The organism is Bacteroides faecis, from assembly GCF_020091505.1.
GTDB lineage: Bacteria > Bacteroidota > Bacteroidia > Bacteroidales > Bacteroidaceae > Bacteroides > Bacteroides faecis.
In genome coordinates this window covers 1,966,779-1,986,031 of record NZ_CP081916.1, presented here as the reverse complement: position 1 = coordinate 1,986,031, position 19,253 = coordinate 1,966,779, and the positions used below count along the sequence as shown (strand labels likewise).

At 43.9% G+C, this 19,253-nt stretch carries 16 protein-coding genes and 2 tRNA genes; 3 read left to right on the top strand and 15 right to left on the bottom strand.

What is annotated here, in order from left to right; all coding sequences use genetic code 11:
* Positions 1–16 precede the first annotated feature (16 nt).
* The 3 genes from K6V30_RS07885 to K6V30_RS07875 form a co-directional block, all read right to left on the bottom strand.
* Positions 17–631, bottom strand: a complete 615-nt coding sequence (locus K6V30_RS07885; RefSeq protein WP_010536512.1) for a fumarylacetoacetate hydrolase family protein — start codon at positions 629–631, stop codon at positions 17–19.
* Positions 631–1,293: a redox-sensing transcriptional repressor Rex gene (locus tag K6V30_RS07880; protein ID WP_022300870.1), complete on the bottom strand. Its 663-nt coding sequence runs from the start codon at positions 1,291–1,293 to the stop codon at positions 631–633. The genes K6V30_RS07885 and K6V30_RS07880 overlap by 1 nt, the downstream gene beginning before the upstream one ends.
* A gap of 88 nt (positions 1,294–1,381) precedes the next feature.
* Positions 1,382–3,991, bottom strand: a complete 2,610-nt coding sequence (locus tag K6V30_RS07875; protein WP_055271316.1) for a DUF5686 and carboxypeptidase regulatory-like domain-containing protein — start codon at positions 3,989–3,991, stop codon at positions 1,382–1,384.
* 111 nt (positions 3,992–4,102) lie between these two features.
* Between K6V30_RS07875 and K6V30_RS07870 the strand changes: the two genes are divergently transcribed.
* Entirely contained in the window at positions 4,103–4,453 is a 351-nt protein-coding gene (locus K6V30_RS07870; protein WP_010536509.1) for a translation initiation factor, read from the top strand.
* Positions 4,454–4,512: 59 nt separating this feature from the next.
* Here K6V30_RS07870 and tsf read toward each other — a convergent pair whose 3' ends face one another.
* From tsf to K6V30_RS07820, 10 genes are all read right to left on the bottom strand, one after another.
* A complete protein-coding gene (gene tsf / locus K6V30_RS07865; protein ID WP_055271291.1) occupies positions 4,513–5,505 on the bottom strand; it encodes a translation elongation factor Ts in 993 nt (330 codons plus the stop codon).
* Between the two features lie 120 nt (positions 5,506–5,625).
* Positions 5,626–6,462: a 30S ribosomal protein S2 gene (rpsB, locus tag K6V30_RS07860; RefSeq protein WP_008760802.1), complete on the bottom strand. Its 837-nt coding sequence runs from the start codon at positions 6,460–6,462 to the stop codon at positions 5,626–5,628.
* Between the two features lie 121 nt (positions 6,463–6,583).
* Entirely contained in the window at positions 6,584–6,970 is a 387-nt protein-coding gene (gene rpsI / locus K6V30_RS07855) for a 30S ribosomal protein S9 (RefSeq protein ID WP_008760801.1), read from the bottom strand.
* Between the two features lie 6 nt (positions 6,971–6,976).
* Positions 6,977–7,438, bottom strand: coding sequence for a 50S ribosomal protein L13 (gene rplM / locus K6V30_RS07850; protein WP_008760800.1), 462 nt, complete (start codon positions 7,436–7,438; stop codon positions 6,977–6,979).
* 306 nt (positions 7,439–7,744) lie between these two features.
* Positions 7,745–8,236: a DUF4488 domain-containing protein gene (locus tag K6V30_RS07845; RefSeq protein ID WP_010536507.1), complete on the bottom strand. Its 492-nt coding sequence runs from the start codon at positions 8,234–8,236 to the stop codon at positions 7,745–7,747.
* A gap of 139 nt (positions 8,237–8,375) precedes the next feature.
* Positions 8,376–9,779 carry an asparagine--tRNA ligase gene (gene asnS / locus K6V30_RS07840; RefSeq protein WP_010536506.1) on the bottom strand — a complete coding sequence of 468 codons (1,404 nt, stop codon included), beginning with the start codon at positions 9,777–9,779 and terminating at the stop codon, positions 8,376–8,378.
* Positions 9,780–9,806: 27 nt separating this feature from the next.
* Positions 9,807–11,297: a pseudouridine synthase gene (locus K6V30_RS07835; protein ID WP_010536505.1), complete on the bottom strand. Its 1,491-nt coding sequence runs from the start codon at positions 11,295–11,297 to the stop codon at positions 9,807–9,809.
* Positions 11,298–11,371: 74 nt separating this feature from the next.
* On the bottom strand, positions 11,372–12,718 hold the full coding sequence (gene purB, locus K6V30_RS07830; protein WP_010536504.1) for an adenylosuccinate lyase: 1,347 nt from the start codon (positions 12,716–12,718) through the stop codon (positions 11,372–11,374).
* Between the two features lie 140 nt (positions 12,719–12,858).
* Positions 12,859–12,933 (bottom strand) — tRNA-Val (locus tag K6V30_RS07825).
* Positions 12,934–12,962: 29 nt separating this feature from the next.
* A tRNA-Val gene (locus K6V30_RS07820) sits at positions 12,963–13,040 on the bottom strand.
* Between the two features lie 228 nt (positions 13,041–13,268).
* Here K6V30_RS07820 and K6V30_RS07815 point away from each other — a divergent pair.
* A complete protein-coding gene (locus tag K6V30_RS07815) occupies positions 13,269–15,578 on the top strand; it encodes a carboxypeptidase-like regulatory domain-containing protein (RefSeq protein WP_055271293.1) in 2,310 nt (769 codons plus the stop codon).
* Positions 15,579–15,587: 9 nt separating this feature from the next.
* On the opposite strand, the gene K6V30_RS07810 is transcribed toward K6V30_RS07815, so the two are convergent.
* Entirely contained in the window at positions 15,588–16,139 is a 552-nt protein-coding gene (locus K6V30_RS07810) for a sugar O-acetyltransferase (protein WP_010536502.1), read from the bottom strand.
* A 5-nt stretch (positions 16,140–16,144) separates the two neighbouring features.
* Positions 16,145–16,918 carry a peroxide stress protein YaaA gene (yaaA, locus tag K6V30_RS07805; RefSeq protein ID WP_055271295.1) on the bottom strand — a complete coding sequence of 258 codons (774 nt, stop codon included), beginning with the start codon at positions 16,916–16,918 and terminating at the stop codon, positions 16,145–16,147.
* A 146-nt stretch (positions 16,919–17,064) separates the two neighbouring features.
* Between yaaA and K6V30_RS07800 the strand changes: the two genes are divergently transcribed.
* Positions 17,065–19,050 (top strand): family 20 glycosylhydrolase, encoded by a 1,986-nt coding sequence (locus K6V30_RS07800; RefSeq protein WP_055271297.1) that lies wholly within the window; start codon positions 17,065–17,067, stop codon positions 19,048–19,050.
* The last annotated feature ends 203 nt before the right edge of the window (positions 19,051–19,253 follow it).

The window sequence follows — 19,253 nt, the reverse complement described above, 5'->3', positions numbered from 1 at the left end:
ATAAAGAATATACGGATCAACGTATATAGAAATCCAGCAACTTTTCTCCTTCCAGATATCCCTGCAAATGCTGGCCGATACTAACCGGACCTACCCCGGCAGGTGTCCCCGTGAATAGTAAATCTCCTATTTTGAGTGTTACGAACTGGCTAACGTAAGCAATGATATCATCCACTTTAAAGAGCATATCCGCTGTACAACCACGTTGCACCTCCTTGCCATCAATCATCAGATTGAAATTCAGATTCTGAATGTCTTTATAGCGCTCTACCGGAACAAAAGTGCCGATAGCGGCAGAAGAGTCGAAACCTTTGCAAAGTTCCCACGGATTACCAGCTTCACGAAATTTACGCTGAAGGTCACGAGCGGTAAAGTCAATGCCAACTGTCAATGCGTCATAATATCGATGGGCAAAACGGGGAGAAATATTCTTTCCAAGACGGTTGATGCGTACAACAAGCTCCGTCTCATAATGTACTTCATTCGAAAAATCAGGGATAAAGAACGGTTTGCCATCTTTCAGAATAGCCGAATCGGGCTTCATGAAAATAACCGGTTCTTTATTTATAGATGTATGTCCCAGCTCCTGATTGTGCAGGGCATAGTTCATTCCTACGGCAATAATCTTCATTATTTGATTTCGTTAAAATTAAGGCGATTGAACATAACCGCCAGATGAGCATAAAGGGATGTATTCTGTACCACGATATCTTCCGGAACACGGATACGGAAAGGGGTAAAATTCCAGACAGCCTTGATTCCTCCGTCCACCATCATATCCGTGATACACTGGGCAATCTCGATAGGAACAGTCAACACACCGATCTGTACGTCATATTCTTCCATCTTCTTCAGAAAGTCGTCCGAATGGTAAACAGGAATTCCGTTCAGGTGAGTACCGACCAACGTCGGGTCAATATCGAAAGCAGCCACAATCTCAAGTCCGAAATGCTTCAGACCGGAGTCTTGCAAAAGTGCGCCTCCCAGACTACCGACTCCAAAAAGAAAAGCCTTATGTATCTCCGTAAACCCCAGGAAGTGCTCTAAAACCCTGATGAGCGCATCAACCTCGTACCCCACACGTGTACGTCCGGAGATATTCACATACGACAAGTCTTTTGCTATCTGTGAAGCGTCAATATTTATTTCCTTAGATATCTGCGTAGAAGAGACAAAGCGTTCGCCTCTTTGCTTCAGCAACTTGACATTCGACAAGTACCAAGGCAGCCTGCGCAAAGTAGGCTCCGGCACTTTCGTACAATCTATCTGCTGTATCTTTTGGTTCTCGGCCATTTCTTTTATTTATTCAGGTTATAAGATTGACAAAAATACGTTTTTTTTCGGAATTGCAAGAATGATTCATACTATTTCTACACAGGTGCTACTCTCCTGCAAACATTGACAAAGGAATGCTGACGGAAACTCCGGTCGAACGGTATTTCAGACTCTCGAAGCCAACGAAGACGCCTAACCGTGCCAGTTTCAGGAATCCGATGGAGTAACCGATTTCCGAATAGGGACGCCGGTCATATCCTGCAAGCGTACGGAGATGCAATGCTTCATCCAGATTCTTCTTTTTCAGGAAAGGTAGAAATTTCAGCAATAAATAGGGAGTGTACCAGGAAATATTAGCTTGTACCCATCGGGTATTGGTAGAGTATGCATAATTATCCAATAAAGAAAATCCTGTGTCAAACGAGCGTTCGGTCACCGGTAAACCAGTTGTCGCAAAATGTTTGAAATCGGGGAACTGCATACCTTTCTTATCCCAAAAAGTTCCGGCATTAACGGCCCAGTCCAACGTATTAAACATTCCGAACTCTATGTTCTGTCTGGCGGAAAATTCCGCTAAATGATAGGATGGAGAAGACAACGTACCTTTCAAAGGGAAAGCCCGGTCATAACGTAATGTAAAAGTAGGATACCTGGATTCTTCATACACTTTTTTCCCTTTCTGCATCCGGTAATAATGGACCGGAGTATATTCCAAAGCAAACGAAGCTTTTAACAGTTCATTTTCAGGCATCGGATAGAATGCCCGGCTATCCGGAATATTCGGTTCTGCCTCTTTCTTAAACCAACTCCGGTGTATATGATTCTCCAACATCTGCCGACGCTGCCAGGAAAGTGAGGTAGAAAACAACAAACTGTTTGCCAATTCAATCTGATGATGTAAGGACAGGAAACGTTTCTCATAAAGTTTCACATCATTTCGTCCGAAGAAAGAAGAAGCAACGCCATTTATCAGACGTGATTCTCCACTTTCTCCATTATAATCGGCAGAAAGCATTCCACCGGACAGTACCATATACCCTCGTCGCCTCGGAGCATAGCTCAGGGAGAGTTCACCTTGTCCTGCCAACGCTTTACGGGCAGAGGTATAGTATGCAGATGGAGTAAATTGTAAAACAGAGGCTTCCGATAGTTTCAGTCCTGTTTCAAACTTGGCTCCCAGCCAAAAACCATCTACAAAATTATATTCAGGCACATAGGAAGGCAGGCCGGTCCAAGAGATCCATACATTTTTATTAGGACTACGAAAAGTTTTCCCCATAAGAAATGTCTGAATGATCTTTTTTCCAACGGATGTCTTTATCGAATCATCCTCTTGAAGTGAATCTTTGGAAAGGGATAACTTTTCCTTATGAACATAACTCTGTATTTCTTCCGGGCGCAAAGGAACACTCCTGACAGCCGCCCAATAAAGCGAATCCTTTTCACCTGCCAGCGAATCAGTCTTCACATTCACCTCTCTTTTTCTCACTTTGCGCTCATATTTATGCGAAGAACGTGTAGAGTCGGATTCAGCTATGTTCTTTTCCATCAGCTTAGATAATTTATAGGCTTCTTTCAAAGTCAAATCATCTTTTGCCGCCAGTTCTTCTATCTGCCTTGCAAGCTTCTGCTGCTTTCGGTTTTGCTTCAGTGAAGTATCAGAAGAAGACAGCCCCCTATTCATTACCTGCTGACGGTCTGCAACTTCTACATTCGTATAATGTACCGCCGCCAGATAAGAAGCCTCTGCCGAAAATCCCATCATCTTGATTTCACAAGACATACTTGTGGAAGTAGCAAGAAAAACAGCGGGCTGAACTTCTTTACAAGTAACCTTAACCTTAGCCTTTAAACCACCCATATGAATAGAAAGATCAGCCGCAGAAACACACCAAAGGTCTTCCACAATGTACAAATCTCCGGATACCAGACGTGGGCTGTCTTGTTTAGGGATGACTTTTATCTTATTGATCAGGTAGTTGCCTTCACTATAACACCCTTCCAACTTAAAACGGTAATAGGAAAAAGCTCCGGCACTCAATGGTGATACCTTATCGAAAATAACAGGTTCGTAAAAGTTGATTGTAGTCAGACCAATTCTGACCTCCATCTCTTCCGGAAAAGAATTGGAATAAGCCTTTACCTGATTCTCCCAGGTAGAGGGAGCTTTGAAAGTTACCACTCTCTGTTCCTCCATCACAAACAACTTACCCAAAAGCTCCTTCGACTCTTTCCTGACTTCCTTTGACAGCTTTAAAATAGCGGGAATGGTCTTCATTTTCCCCGTACCTTTCAGATAGGTACCGGCTCTAAATCCTTTCACCTGCGTACGGTAATAAGGAGCATTGGCAATCGCTTTGCGCATCACAGAACAGGCAGGGTCTTCCGCCCCTTTTACTACATTGACTTCCCGCAAACTGTATACCTGCTCCGAGAGTACGATATTCTTTTCCAAATCTCCGGTAGATATGGAGAAGGAAAACGTTTGTCCTGCGAATCCCAAAGAAGAAACCTCACAAGTATATTGTCCCGGTTGGAGCGAAGTCTGAAAACAACCATTATCATCGGTAGTAAAGCCTGTTTTAAGTTCTTTCAGATAAAGTGCCGCGTAGGGTATCGGATTTCCCGCAAAGTCAACCACTCTGCCTTTAAATGTTTGTGCCCAAAGAGAGATAGTAAAAGAACATATAAGAACAAACGCTATATATCGTTTCATCATTTTCGGTTTATTAGTCTTATTTCGTTTTATTATTAGACGACAAAATAGACAAAAGATTGCAAGGTTCCCCACAAAATATTACTTTTGACACAATAAAAGCAGAAGAATATGAAAAATAATGATTGGAAAGATAGGCTGAATGTGGTTTATTCTACAAATCCTGATTTTAACTATGATATGGATGATGATCAGGAACAAGTGACGCTGGATAAAAACAAACAAAATCTTCGGGTTTCTCTCGACAGGAAAAATCGTGGAGGTAAAGTCGTTACACTCATCACCGGATTCGTAGGTACGGAGAATGACCAGAAAGAACTTGGAAAACTTCTGAAAAGCAAATGTGGAGTCGGAGGTTCGGCCAAAGACGGAGAAATCATCGTACAAGGAGATTTCAAGCAGAAAGTAATAGACCTGTTAATAAAAGAAGGATATACAAAGACCAAAGGTGTCGGAGGATAATGACAAAGGGCGGAATTCTAATGATTTCCGCCCTTATCTTGTTATCTTTTTGAGATAGATTATTCAGCTTTCAAAGTGAAACGCTTGAAGTCAAGAACCTTCAGTTCAGGATCAGCAGCTGCCAATACTTCTCTTACAGTCTTCTTAGCATCCATGATATCTTCCTGATTCAGCAGACAAACTTCTTTCAAGAACTTACCCAGACGACCCTTAGCGATGTTCTGAATCATTTGTTCCGGCAGGTGTGCAGCCTTTTCAGCAGAAACGGTAGCAATGATTTCCTTTGCCTTAGCTATATCTTCAGCTGTAATCCAGCCCTTAGCCATATTACTTTCCATGTGCTCTTCGCTATCTACATGAGCAGGGTTGATGTTGGCTTTCTTCAGAGCAGCTTCTACAGCTTTCTGTACCTGTTCTGCTTTTGTTTTCTCGATAGCAACAGCAATTTCCTTTTCTTTTACTTCTTCAGAAACACCATCTTCATCAATAGCGATCGGGTTCATTGCAGCAATCTGCATAGCTACTTGTTTAGCCAACTGCTCGTCAACGTTCTTGTTGAAAGCAACGATTGTGCAGAGACCGTTTCTGTTCATGTGATTGTAAACAGCAGTGCTTACTCCCTCTACAGTCATGTAACCATCAAGCTCCATTTTCTCACCAGTAATACCGCTACGGTCAACCACTGCATCCTGTACAGTACCGTTACCCATCGGCAATGCTTTTACTTCGTCCAATGTCTTGCATTTGTTAGCCACAGCAAGGTCCAGAATGTCCTGAGTCAGTTTCACAAAATCAGCATTCTGAGCAACAAAGTCAGTTTCACACTTCAAAGCAATGACAACGGCATATTCACCAGTAGTCTTAGCCAAAACACAACCTTCAGAAGCATCACGTTCTGAACGCTTAGCAGCAACAGCTTGTCCTTTCTTACGGATAATTTCCATTGCCTTGTCGTAATCGCCTTCAGCTTCTGTCAATGCATTCTTACAGTCCATCATACCAGCTCCGGTCATTTTACGCAGCTTGGTAATATCAGCCATAGTTACAGCCATAATAATTTCCTTTATTTAAATGAATAATAATTTTCAAAACAAAAAATGTGCCAATCTGCCAATCAAGATGCAAGTGTATAAGCATACTCTTGCACATTAGCAAATTGGCACATTATATAATTAAGCCTCTTCGTCTTCCTTGATGAAGGCAGCAGCTTTCGCTGCATTGATAGCTTCTTCGTCAGACTTGTCAAGTCTTGCTTTCACTGATTTTTTCTTGCCTTTGTTAGCAGGAGCTTCACCAGCTGCTTCCATGTCGATCTTTTCAGCTTTTCTTTCTTCCAAGCCTTCGATCATTGCAGCACAGCAAGCATCAAGGATAACCTCTACTGACTTAGTAGCGTCATCGTTAGCAGGAATTACGAAGTCAACGTTTGTAGGATCAGAGTTAGTATCAACGATACCAAATACAGGGATACCCAGACGGTTAGCTTCACGAACAGCGATATTTTCTTTCATTACGTCGATAACGAACAATGCAGACGGCAGACGAGTCAGGTCAGCGATAGAGCCCAAAGTCTTGTCCAATTTTGCACGTTGACGAGAGATCTGAAGAACTTCTCTCTTAGAAAGGTTAGAATATGTACCATCGTTAGTCAATTTATCGATAGTAGCCATCTTCTTCACAGCCTTACGGATAGTCGGGAAGTTGGTCAACATACCACCCGGCCAGCGCTCGATTACATAAGGCATATTAACAGATTGAGCTTTCTCAGCTACAACTTGTTTAGCTTGTTTTTTAGTAGCAACAAAAAGAACTTTCTTGCCTGATTTGGCAATCTGTTTCAAAGCTTCAGCAGCTTCGTCTACTTTTGCAACTGTTTTGTGGAGGTCAATGATGTGAATACCATTGCGTTCCATGAAAATATAAGGAGCCATTGCAGGGTTCCACTTTCTCTTAAGGTGTCCGAAGTGGCAACCGGCTTCCAATAAAGTATCAAAATTTGTTCTTGACATCTTGTTTTTTCTTTAAATCGTTTACTTTCTTTTTTGTTTTTTCTAAACCAACCGCCGGGTAGTCTATAAGCAGAGTCCCAGTAGTTTAGATACTAAACATATTCCTCGGTCAGGCAGCACATTAACGCTTGCTGAACTGGAATCTTCTACGAGCTTTCGGCTGTCCCGGTTTCTTACGTTCTACAGAACGTGGGTCACGAGTCATGAAGCCTTCAGCACGAAGTGCAGCCTTATCTTCAGCGTTCATCTTAACCAATGCACGAGCGATTGCCAAACGCAATGCCTGAGACTGACCAGTGAAACCACCACCACACAAGTTAACCTTGATGTCATACTTCTCAGCAGCACCCAGCTTGTTCAATGGTTGTTTTACAACATACTGAAGTATAGTTGATGGAAAGTACTCTGCAAGGTCTCTCTTGTTAATAGTAATCTTTCCTGTACCTTCGCTTACGAATACACGTGCGATTGCACGTTTACGTCTGCCTAATGCATTTACTACTTCCATTATATCTTATTTATATGAATTAATATCAATCATTTTCGGGCTCTGAGCTTCGTGTTTGTGTTCGCTACCAGCGTAAACATACAAGTTACCCAGCAATTTAGCTCCCAGAATATTCTTGGGCAGCATGCCTTTCACTACTTTTTTCAGTAATCTCTCTTCACCGTTCGGTTTAGTGATCAAACGGGCAGGAGTCATTTCTCTCTGACCACCAGGATAACCTGTGTATGACAAATAAACTCTGTCATTCCATTTGTTACCAGTCAGTTTTACTTTGTCTGCATTGATGATGATAACGTTATCACCGCAGTCTACGTGAGGAGTAAAGTTCGGTTTGTACTTTCCTCTCAGCAATTTTGCAACTTTTGCTCCCAGACGACCTAGTGTTTGGTCTGTAGCGTCAACGATAACCCATTCTTTGGTTACAGTCGCTTTGTTTGCAGAAATGGTCTTGTAACTTAAAGTATCCACTCTTAAATTTGTTTTTTAAATGTTACTACTAAAAATTTTCTTCACCACATATTAACCTCCCCGGACAAAGGAGGACTAACTTGCTATGAATTAATCTCTTATCATTTTGTGATAATAATCGGCTTGCAAAAGTACGGCTTTTCTTTGAATTGGCAAACTATTTCTAGCTTTTTTTGGATTTATCGGGTTGAATGACAAGGGGAACTTACTATATTTACAGATAAGGTGAAGAAAATAAAAAGACCTCCTCCGGATTTATACCGGGGAGGTCAAAAAAACAACAAAGAATCTATATTGCAATCTCATTTATCTCACAATATCTTCCGGGAACTTAGCCGGCATTTCCACCCGTTTCCAAGTCTCATAATACCAGGCATTCAGTTCATTTCCGTTCAAATCGTTCTTGATGAAGTATTTCAAATGCAGGTAATCATTATCTTTAATCTCAAATTCCAGAATATTGTCCTGATTATCGAGCATCGGAAGGTGGATGTTCTTCTCGATACTCTCCTTATAAGAATCATCAGTCAACTGTTTATAGGTACCATATCCGGTAATAATCGCGTCAGAACCGGGAATAATGGTAAAATTCACGATTCTGCCGTCATCACTCAATACCTTAAATGTATTACTGGGTTTCAACGATCCCGGAACATCGGGAGATTCTGATACATAATGGCACAACTGCCAAATCCCTTTCAAATCGGCCGGTTTAAACTTAGTTTTCTTCTGGGCCATCGCACCTGTTACCGCTAACAACATAATTGAAAGCATGGTAAAGAAATAGAGTTTTTTCATGACAATATGATTTTAGTTAACACTCTTGAATGCGTATGTCCAAATATAAAGATTTATTTTGAGAAAATAACAATCAAAGGAATAAAAAAACTCGCACAATCGAAAGATTATGCGAGTTTTACATAAATATACCGAAATATTAGAATTCAGCATTTCTCGGTGTACGCGGGAACGGTATCACGTCACGGATATTTGACATACCTGTCACAAACAGCAACAGACGCTCAAAACCGAGTCCAAAACCGGAGTGAGGACAAGTACCGAACTTACGTGTATCCAGATACCACCACATATCCTTCATCGGGATATGCATCTCTTCAATACGAGTCATCAATTTGTTATAGTCCGCTTCACGTTCAGAACCACCAATGATTTCACCGATTTTCGGGAAAAGAACATCCATTGCACGCACCGTCTTCCCATCCTCATTCTGCTTCATATAGAAGGCCTTGATCTCCTTCGGATAATCAGTCAGAATCACCGGACGTTTAAAGTGCTCTTCCACCAGATAACGTTCGTGTTCGGAGGCCAAGTCTACTCCCCAGTAAACCGGAAACTCAAACTTGTGTCCTTTAGCAACAGCATCTTCCAGAATCTTGATACCCTCTGTATAAGGTAGACGAACGAAATCATCCTTCAACACACCTTGCAGACGTTCAATCAAGCCCTTGTCGAACATATCGTTCAGGAACTTCACATCATCCGCACAGTTATCCAACGCCCATTTCACACAATATTTAATGAACTCTTCTGCCAAGTCCATATTGTCAGCAATGTCGTTGAAAGCCACTTCCGGCTCAATCATCCAGAACTCTGCCAAGTGGCGGGGAGTATTGGAGTTTTCAGCACGGAATGTAGGACCGAATGTATAGATAGCACCCATCGCCGTAGCAGCCAATTCACCTTCCAGTTGGCCGGATACAGTCAGACTTGTCTGCTTGCCGAAGAAGTCGTCATCATAAGAGATAGAACCTCTTTCGTCTTTCTTCAAGTCATACAGACTCATGGTAGTTACCTGGAACATCTGTCCGGCACCTTCACAGTCAGACCCTGTGATAATCGGTGTATGGAAATAGAAAAATCCCTTTTCATGGAAAAACTTGTGAATAGCAATCGCCATGTTGTGACGAATGCGGAACACTGCACCAAAGGTATTGGTACGCGGACGCAAGTGAGCGATCTCGCGCAAGAATTCCATGGAGTGACCTTTTTTCTGCAATGGATATGTATTGTCGCAAGTACCCAGCACTTCGATTTCTTTAGCCTGCACTTCCGCTTTCTGACCGGAACCTACCGATTCCACCATTACCCCGTTCACGCTTATACAAGCTCCGGTAGTAATCAGTTTCAGCATCTCTTCATCGAAATTAGCCAGATCCACTACGATCTGCACATTATTTATTGTAGAACCGTCATTCAGTGCGATAAAGTTAACTTGTTTGCTACCTCTACGGGTGCGAACCCATCCTTTCACATTGACCATAGCGCCAAAGTCTTCGCGCTTCAACAGATCAACAATTTTTGTTCTACCAATCTTTTCCATAAAACTTTTTTAATACAATATTATATATTACTCAAACGAACCCATGCGGAGGTAGTTTACTTCTGCTTCCGACAGATAACGCCAGTCTCCGCGGCGCAGACCTTTCTTGGTCAATCCGGCAAAGAATACACGGTCGAGTTTTACTACTTTATATCCCAGTGATTCGAAAATACGGCGAACGATACGGTTCTTGCCGGAGTGAATTTCGATACCTACCTGGTCTTTCTTGAAATCATCTGTGTAGCTGATAGCATCTGCATGGATTTCACCATCTTCCAACTGTACACCAGCTGCAATCTGATCCATATCCGCTTTTGTCAGGTTCTTATCCAGATGAACATGATAAATTTTCTTCTTCAAGAATTTCGGGTGTGTCAGCTTTGAAGCCAAGTCACCGTCATTGGTCAGCAGAAGTACACCAGTCGTGTTGCGGTCAAGACGTCCTACCGGATAAATACGCTCGTTGCAAGCGCCTTTTACCAGGTCCATTACCGTACGGCGTTCCTGCGGATCATCCGATGTAGTAACCGTATCTTTCGGCTTATTCAACAGTACGTATACCTTGCGTTCAATGCTAACCGGTTCATCATGGAACTTCACAACATCCGAACGCTTGATCTTTGTACCCAATTCAGTTACGACTTCACCGTTTACAGAAACCACACCTGCTGTGATAAACTCATCAGCCTCGCGACGTGAGCAAACACCGGCATTAGCCAGGAACTTATTCAGACGAATCGGTTCATTCGGGTCAACAAACTGTTCCTTGTACTCAATCTGTTTCTTGATGCTATATTTAGCATTCGGATCATAGTCACTGGTACGCGGACGCGGACGATAGCCCCCCTGCGAACGGTCATTGTTAAATCTCGGACGATAGCCGCCAGCATTGTTATTACGATAACCGCCACCTTCGCCACTATTGAAGCGAGGACGATACGGACGATCACCACCATCGCGGTTGTAAGGACGCTGAGGACGGTCACCACCTTCACCACTATTGAAACGGGGACGGTACGGACGGTCGCCATAAGAACGTTGTTCGCCGCCTTCACGATTGTAAGGACGCTGCGGACGATCGCTTCCTTCGCCATTCGGGTTAAATCTCGGACGGTACGGACGGTCACCACCTTCACGGTTGTAAGAAGGACGTTGAGGACGATCATAAGAACGCTCTCCACCTTCGCGGTTGTAAGGACGTTGCGGACGTTCGCCTCCTTCATTATTGCTATTGAAGCGAGGGCGATACGGACGGTCTCCACCTTCACGATTATAAGAAGGACGTTGCGGACGATCGCCATAAGAGCGGTCACCATAAGAACGCTGCGGGCGTTCTCCACCTTCATTGTTGGTATTAAATCGCGGGCGATACGGACGATCCCCACCTTCACGGTTGTAAGAAGGACGATACGGACGTTCTCCACCTTCTCTGTTGTAAGACTTGTTACCATCACGGCCGGCACCTGTATTCTCCTCATTGAAAGAATTTTCGCGCCATTCTTCGTTTTCTGTGCTCATTTTTTTATTCGAATAAAATTAGACTTTGGCCTCACGGCCTATTTAAAAAACACGTTTATTGTATAAGTAAACAATTAAAGTCCCGTATAAGTATGCGGAGTAATTGCTCTTAACTCTTTTTTAATATCTTCGCTTACATTCAAGCCTTCGATAAACTCTTTAATAGAACTTTCTGTAATAGCCTGGTTTGTCCGGGTCAAAGCTTTCAAAGCTTCATACGGATGCGGGTAAGCCTCGCGGCGTAAAATAGTCTGGATAGCCTCAGCCACTACGCTCCAGCAATTATCCAGGTCACGGTAAATAGCCGGTTCGTTCAGCAGCAACTTGCGAAGTCCTTTCAGTGAACTCTGAATGGCAATCACGATATGCCCGAAAGGCACACCGACATTACGGAGTACTGTAGAATCTGTCAGGTCACGCTGCAAGCGGGAAACAGGAAGCTTCACAGCCAAGTGCTCCAGAATAGATGTCGCGATACCCAGATTACCTTCCGCATTTTCAAAGTCAATCGGATTTACCTTGTGCGGCATTGCGCTTGATCCGACTTCTCCGGCCTTGATTTTCTGTTTGAAGTATTCCATAGAAATATACTGCCAGAAGTCACGGTTCATATCTACCATCACGGTATTGATACGTTTCATCGCGTCAAAGATAGCAGATAAGTTATCGTAGTTCGAAATCTGAGTGGTATATTCTTCGCGTTCCAGTCCCAGTTTCTCTGCAACAAAACGATTGCCGAATTGTTTCCAGTCATATTGAGGATATGCAACATGATGAGCATTGTAATTACCGGTAGCCCCACCAAATTTAGCAGTGATCGGACATGCCTTCAGCATAGCCAGCTGGCGTTCCAGACGGTAAACGAATACCATCACCTCTTTACCCAGGCGAGTCGGAGAAGCCGGCTGTCCATGAGTTTTAGCAAGCATCGGGATGTCAGCCCACTCCGTTGCATAAGTTTTCAACTGTGCAATCAGTTCCTCAATCAACGGATAATAAACTTTATCCAACGCTTCTTTGATAGAAAGAGGCACAGACGTATTGTTAATATCCTGAGAAGTCAGTCCGAAGTGAATGAATTCTTTATAGTCATCCATTCCACCCAGCTTGTCAAATTCTTCTTTCAGGAAATATTCTACAGCTTTTACATCATGGTTGGTTACACTCTCGATATCTTTAATGCGTTGCGCATCTGCTTCCGAAAAATTACGGTAGATATTCCGTAAAGTTTCAAACACGCTGCTATCGATTCCTTTCAACTGCGGCAAAGGAAGTTCACACAAGGTGATAAAGTATTCCACCTCTACCTGTACACGGTATTTAATCAGTGCAAATTCAGAGAAATAAGCCGCCAAAGCTTTAGTTTTGCCTCTATATCGACCATCAATCGGAGATATGGCCGTTAATACATCAAGTTCCATACGTTTTCTTAGATAATTATCAGACTGCAAAATTAACTCTTTTTCCTGAGTTATAAGCCAAAAGGACAAAGAAAGTTTGTATAAAAGCGGTAAGAAATAAAAAAAGCCTCACGAACCTCTTCGCAAGACTTCCATTTCTGTGGGCGCTGAGGGATTCGAACCCCCGACCCTCTGGGTGTAAACCAGATGCTCTGAACCAGCTGAGCTAAGCGCCCTTTTGTTGGCGGAAGTGTTTCGGTTTTTATGGTGGGCGCTGAGGGATTCGAACCCCCGACCCTCTGGGTGTAAACCAGATGCTCTGAACCAGCTGAGCTAAGCGCCCGTACACTTCCGTTTCAAAAGCGATGCAAAGGTACGGCTTTTTTCGAAACCTCCAAACATTTCATGTATTATTTTTCAAGAAAGTTTTTATCACAATCAGAAATTATCTGATTATCAGCAAATAATGAAAAAAGTTTTTTTCATGCAACTTTCACTTCTCCAGGTCCGTCTAATAAACACAACAAGATAAAGACAGTCGCGACTCTTTCTCTGCCATTAATAATAAGATATGAAACGAATCACTACAACCGCAGCATTTCTATGTCTGTGTATGTTGCTTATTGCACAAGACTTACAGTTAAGAGGAAGAATCGTATCCGGCAAAGAGCCGGTAGAATTTGCCAATGTCATTTTACAGACAAAAGATTCTATTTTCATCTCCGGAGGCATTACCGACCAACGGGGACGATTCAACATGAACAACTTACAAAAAGGAAATTATCAATTACGGATATCCGGGCTAGGCTATCAAACACAACAAATCAACCTGAATGATTTTACAGCCACACTCGACTTGGGGTCGATCTCCATTGATTCGGCAGCCATCGCACTGGAAGAAGTGACCATTACCGCCAATCCTGTTATCAACCAGCCCGACCGGAAGATCATTCTTCCCAGTGCCCGTCAGCTAAAAACTTCAACGAACGGGCTTAGCCTGTTACAACGTTTACAACTCAGCCGCATACAAGTCGACCTCATCCGGCAAACGATTACTTCTTCCAATCAGGGAGACGTACAGCTACGTATCAACGGAGCGAAAGTGGAGATACAGGAGATACTGGCTTTGCAGCCGGAAGACGTGATCCGCATCGAATACCATGACGAACCGGGTTTACGGTATGGAGATAACGCAGCGGCTGTCATAGACTATACCGTCCGCCGTCATCAGACAGGTGGCTACGTAGGATTTGACACAAGTACATCAGTCAACACACTTTTGGGAAACAACAATGCAACAGCCAAAATCAACCATAAAAATTCCGAATGGGGAATCAATTACCATGAAGGTTATCGCTCATTCAAGAACTACTGGCGGGAGAATTCCGAAACGTTTCATTTCTCGGACAAGCCTTCTTTTACAAGACTGGAAGACGGTGTCCCTGACAAAATGAAAATGCGCTGGGATTATCTGACAATGAATTACAGCTACCAGGAAGCCGAAAAGTGGTTCGTCAGTGTAGCCCTTCGGGGAAGTTTCCGTTATAACAAACTGAACACCCAAAGCACATTATACCCCATCGACAATCCGGATAATAGTGTAGCCATGAAAGACCACACGGCCTCAGACAGCAAATCTCCCTCCATCGATATTTATCTGCAACGTAACCTCAAAAACAACCAGGCCATCATCCTGAACACGGTAGGCACTTATATACATACTTATGACGACCGCACCTACGAAGAAAAGAAGCATTCCATCCTTGCTACCGATATCTATTCGGCTATCCGCGGAAAGAAATACTCATTTATCGGCGAAGGCATCTACGAAAAGAAATTCACCAACAGCAAGCTCAGTGCAGGTATCCGCCACCAGCAATCACTGACGGAGAACAAGTACGCCGGCACTTCTTCGGCGGAAACGCGGATGCAGGAAGCACACACTTCCACTTATATAGAATACAGCAGCAAAATAAAAAGGTTTAATTATTCCGTCGGGGTACAGGGCAGCCGCTCATGGTTCAACCAGGAAGGTGAAGGATATCAGAAATATTCAGTCTTACCCCGTATACGGCTTACCTACAATTTCTCGGACCAAGCTTTTATCCGCTACCAGGGACAGATTTCCAGAAGCACCCCCGCCCTCTCCGACCTGAGCAACGTAGAGCAACTGATTGACTCCTTACAAATACGCCGGGGAAATCCGACCCTGAAAATGTCAACGGTCTACAACAATACGCTGAACGTAGACTTCCGTAAAGGACTATTCAGCAGCAGCCTTTATCTCCTGTATCAGTATCAGCACAAGCCCAATATGGAAGAAACATTCAGAGAAGGCGAACTTTTTGTGCGCACCACCGCCAACCAGCGGAGCTGGCAAAAGCTCAATCCGGAAGTAGAAATCAAGGTAGGCCCTATAAAAGATATCTTAAGTTTGTCCATATCGACAGGTATCAACTATTTCGACAGCCGCGGACACAACTATCATCACACTTATACCAACTGGTACTATTGTGCCAGCGCAACGGCAGCCTATAAAAAATGGAGCGCGTATTTCGAGATACGGAACCACCGAAATGATTTTTACGGAGAGACTCTGAGTTACGGAGAGAACTACCATCTTTTAAGCGTCAGCTACCGCTACAAGCAGCTGAATGTAGGAGTCATGTCTCTCAACCCTTTCGGCAGTAACTACAGAATAGGGAGTGAGAACTTCAGTCCGTTAGCTCCTTCCAAAAACTGGATGTACATCAAAGAAAGTTCCAGAGTATTCGCTCTCACACTTTCGTGGAATTTCAGTTTCGGACGCAAATACGAGTCCGCCGAAAGACGCCTTCATAACGAAGACAACAATGCGGGAACACTCAAATCCGGGAAATAAATTTCCCGGTTAAACCTGTTTGCGGACCACACGGGCCGGATTCCCGACTGCGACACTGTCGTCGGGAATATCTTTCGTTACGACACTTCCCGCTCCTATCACACATCGGTTGCCAATCGTCACACCGGGACAGATGATTGCTCCGCCACCAATCCAGCAATCTTCACCGACCGTAACCGGATAGGCATATTCTTTCGAACCGCGACGTTCCAGATAATTCATCGGATGATGCGGCGTATAAATCTGCACGCAAGGCCCTACCAGCGTATGAGCACCGATTGTAATATATCCTCCATCCAAAAAAGTACAATTGGCATTGACAAATACATGTTCGCCCAACCTGATCCCGTCTCCGTGGTCGCAATGGAAAGGGGGGCAGATCACCGAAGTTTCAGGAATACCCGGCACCAACTCTTCCAACAATTCCCTGTAACCGTCATCATACGTGCTCAGTCCACGCATGACAGCCAGCAACTTCTTTGCATGTTCAAAACGTTCCTGCAACTCCGGTGCAGACATATCAGCCAACTGGCTGCTACGCATCTTCTCGACTTCTGTCATATTCCTTATTCCCCCTTACCATTCGTAAATACAAATTTTCTTTCATCCGAAAGGGATTCGTCAAACTCGAACCCTTCCCACGAGAATCCCTTCAGGTCATCCGGATTCCCGACCTTATTCTTCAAGATAAAACGTGTCATTTCGCCACGAGACATTTTGGTATAGACCACAATCGTAGCCAGTTTTCCATTCTTCCAGACATGAAATTCGGGAGTTACCACACGCACCTCCTTCTCCACCCGTTTCCAGTCAAACAGACTTTTCATCTCATCACTGGCAAGGTTACACAAGATTCCTCCTGCCTGCCGGACATCCTGTATAAACACATCCGTCAAACGCGACTGCCAGTAGGAAAACATTGTCTGATTCCCTAATTCCGGCAACACGACATCTCCCTCCAGACGATAAGGACGAATTACATCCAAAGGACGCAACAGCCCATAACAGAACGAAGTCAGCCGCAAGTGTTCCTGCGCATATTCAAAGTCCTCCACAGAGAAATCTTTCGGATTGAGGCGCTTGAATACGATTCCGGTATAAGCCAGCAAAGCCGGTAATTCCGGAGTAGCCTCCGCATGAAAAGCTTGGTAACGCTTATAATTCTCCACAGCAATCTTAGCGTTGACACGCAGTAAACGTTCCAATTCGTCAACAGAAAACTGAGACATCTGCAACGCTATTTCCGCCGCTTCCTTCTGAAAGCGGGGGCTCGTAGTCAAAGGAACTTTCACCTTCGACACCGCACTCATCGTCTTGGCGCAAGATAGAAGTACTAACATTCTTAATCGGTTTTTATCATTTTGGAAATCACAAAAATAAAAAATAAATAGCTTTACTTGTTGACAGATATCCAAATTATGCCTACTTTCACCCAATAATTAACTATAATCATTTATTAATTAACAAAAACACAAAAATCCCCCTTATGAGAAACAAGTTTGTATCGCTGAAAGCTTTGGCCTTATTGGTCATCTTTTGTCTGACGGGTAGTTTATCCCGTGCCGCTGTCAACCCGAAACCGTTCGTTATTCCCGAACTCAAACAATGGACGGGAAAAGACGGCAACTTTATTCCGGGAAAAGATGCCCGGATTGTCTGTACCTCCCAAAATCCCGAATTACTGCGAATAGCCAAGATGTTTGCCGACGATTATCGGCAGATGTTCGGGCAGACATTAAGCGTAGTACAAGGCAAGGCTGCCTCCGGCGATTTTGTCTTAGCATTATCGACAGACAAGAAATTAGGCGAAGAAGGTTATGCCATTAAGATAACCGACCGCGTAGCTGCCTCCGCCCCTACCACAACCGGCCTTTACTGGAGCACACGCACCCTCCTACAACTGGCGGAGCAGAATCAGGAACGTTCACTCCCGCAAGGAGTAATCCGAGATTATCCCGACTATCCGCTTCGCGGCTTCATGATAGACTGCGGTCGTAAGTTCATACCGATGTCTTATCTGCAAGACCTGGTAAAAATCATGGCTTACTACAAAATGAATACGCTGCAAGTTCATCTGAACGATAACGGATTCAAGCAATATTTCGAGCACAACTGGGATAAGACGTATGCTGCTTTCCGTCTGGAGTCGGATACTTATCCGGGATTGGCTGCCCGTGACGGCTCTTATTCCAAGAAAGAGTTCATCGACTTCCAGAAACAGGCAGCATCCAACTTCGTGGAAATCATTCCGGAGATTGATGTTCCTGCCCATTCACTGGCACTTACCCATTACAAACCGGAAATCGGCAGCAAAGAGTATGGAATGGATCATCTCGACTTATTCAAGCCGGAAACGTATGAATTTGTAGATGCTCTGTTCAAAGAATATCTGGAAGGCGACAATCCGGTGTTTGTTGGCAAACGGGTACATATCGGTACAGACGAATACTCGAATGCAAAGAAAGACGTGATAGAAAAATTCCGGGCTTTCACCGATCATTACATTCGTTTTGTCGAAGGTTTTGGCAAGCAAGCAGTAGTATGGGGCGCTCTCAGCCATGCCAAAGGTGATACCCCTGTCAAATCAGAAAACGTCATCATGAATGCCTGGTACAACGGGTATGCCGACCCGGCAACCATGATAAAAGACGGATACAAGTTAATCTGTATTCCGGACGGAATGGTCTATATCGTTCCGGTAGCCGGGTATTATCAGGACTACCTCAACGAGCCATACTTATATAAGGAATGGACTCCAGCCCATATCGGAAAATCGGTATTTGAAGAAAAGCACCCTTCCATTCTCGGCGGTATGTTTGCTATCTGGAACGACCATGCCGGCAACGGAATTTCAGTAAAAGACATCCATCACCGTATATTCTCACCTTTGCAGACTCTGTCCGTAAAAATGTGGACAGGTGCCCAAACGGGTATTCCTTATGAAACATTTAATGAGAAACGAGCGCTCCTCAGCGAAGCACCCGGAGTCAATCAGCTGGCGAGAATCGGCACAAAGCCGGGATTAGTATACGAACGTTCCACGGTTGCCCCCGGCAGCACTTCCGATTATCCGGAAATCGGTTATAACTACACTGTGAGCTTCGACATCACCGGAGCAGAAGAGAACGAAGGAACCGAATTATTCCGTTCTCCTAATGCTGTATTCTACCTGTCCGACCCCATCCGGGGAATGATGGGATTTGCCCGCGACGGTTACCTGAATACCTTCCCCTACAAAGTGAATCCGGGAGAAAAAGCAACTATTCAGATAGAAGGAAACAACCGAAGCACTACGCTGAGGGTCAACGGAAAGGTGGTTGAAGAAATGAATACGCAGAAACTCTACTTTAACGCAGGGAAAGATTCGATGAGTTATGTACGTACACTAGTCTTCCCGCTGGAAAAGGCTGGAAACTTCAACAGTAAGGTACAGAATCTGAAAGTCTACAATTATTGCGTGAGTAAGCCATAAAATACAGGTACCATTCACTATCAGTTATTTCACTTAGGATGTAAGAGAGCAATTAATAGTCTTAGAACCCTCTACCTGAGAGTTTAACATTCTCTCCATTTGGAACCGCAGTTTCCACAGCTTGGAACTCTAGTTTCATCGGTGTGAAACTGTAGTTCCAAAGGCTTGAAACCAAAAGTTTCGAGCGTATGAAACTAAAGTTT

Excerpts from the sequence above, each read along its gene's own strand:
- rpsI (WP_008760801.1), bottom strand. The coding sequence starts at position 6,970 with ATGGAAGTAGTAAATGCATTAGGCAGACGTAAACGTGCAATCGCACGT.
- tsf (WP_055271291.1), bottom strand. The coding sequence starts at position 5,505 with ATGGCTGTAACTATGGCTGATATTACCAAGCTGCGTAAAATGACCGGA.
- yaaA (WP_055271295.1), bottom strand. The coding sequence starts at position 16,918 with ATGTTAGTACTTCTATCTTGCGCCAAGACGATGAGTGCGGTGTCGAAG.
- purB (WP_010536504.1), bottom strand. The coding sequence starts at position 12,718 with ATGGAACTTGATGTATTAACGGCCATATCTCCGATTGATGGTCGATAT.
- K6V30_RS07875 (WP_055271316.1), bottom strand. The coding sequence starts at position 3,991 with ATGAAACGATATATAGCGTTTGTTCTTATATGTTCTTTTACTATCTCT.
- K6V30_RS07815 (WP_055271293.1), top strand. The coding sequence starts at position 13,269 with ATGAAACGAATCACTACAACCGCAGCATTTCTATGTCTGTGTATGTTG.
- asnS (WP_010536506.1), bottom strand. The coding sequence starts at position 9,779 with ATGGAAAAGATTGGTAGAACAAAAATTGTTGATCTGTTGAAGCGCGAA.
- K6V30_RS07835 (WP_010536505.1), bottom strand. The coding sequence starts at position 11,297 with ATGAGCACAGAAAACGAAGAATGGCGCGAAAATTCTTTCAATGAGGAG.
- K6V30_RS07885 (WP_010536512.1), bottom strand. The coding sequence starts at position 631 with ATGAAGATTATTGCCGTAGGAATGAACTATGCCCTGCACAATCAGGAG.
- K6V30_RS07870 (WP_010536509.1), top strand. The coding sequence starts at position 4,103 with ATGAAAAATAATGATTGGAAAGATAGGCTGAATGTGGTTTATTCTACA.
- K6V30_RS07845 (WP_010536507.1), bottom strand. The coding sequence starts at position 8,236 with ATGAAAAAACTCTATTTCTTTACCATGCTTTCAATTATGTTGTTAGCG.
- K6V30_RS07800 (WP_055271297.1), top strand. The coding sequence starts at position 17,065 with ATGAGAAACAAGTTTGTATCGCTGAAAGCTTTGGCCTTATTGGTCATC.
- rpsB (WP_008760802.1), bottom strand. The coding sequence starts at position 6,462 with ATGTCAAGAACAAATTTTGATACTTTATTGGAAGCCGGTTGCCACTTC.
- K6V30_RS07880 (WP_022300870.1), bottom strand. The coding sequence starts at position 1,293 with ATGGCCGAGAACCAAAAGATACAGCAGATAGATTGTACGAAAGTGCCG.
- K6V30_RS07810 (WP_010536502.1), bottom strand. The coding sequence starts at position 16,139 with ATGACAGAAGTCGAGAAGATGCGTAGCAGCCAGTTGGCTGATATGTCT.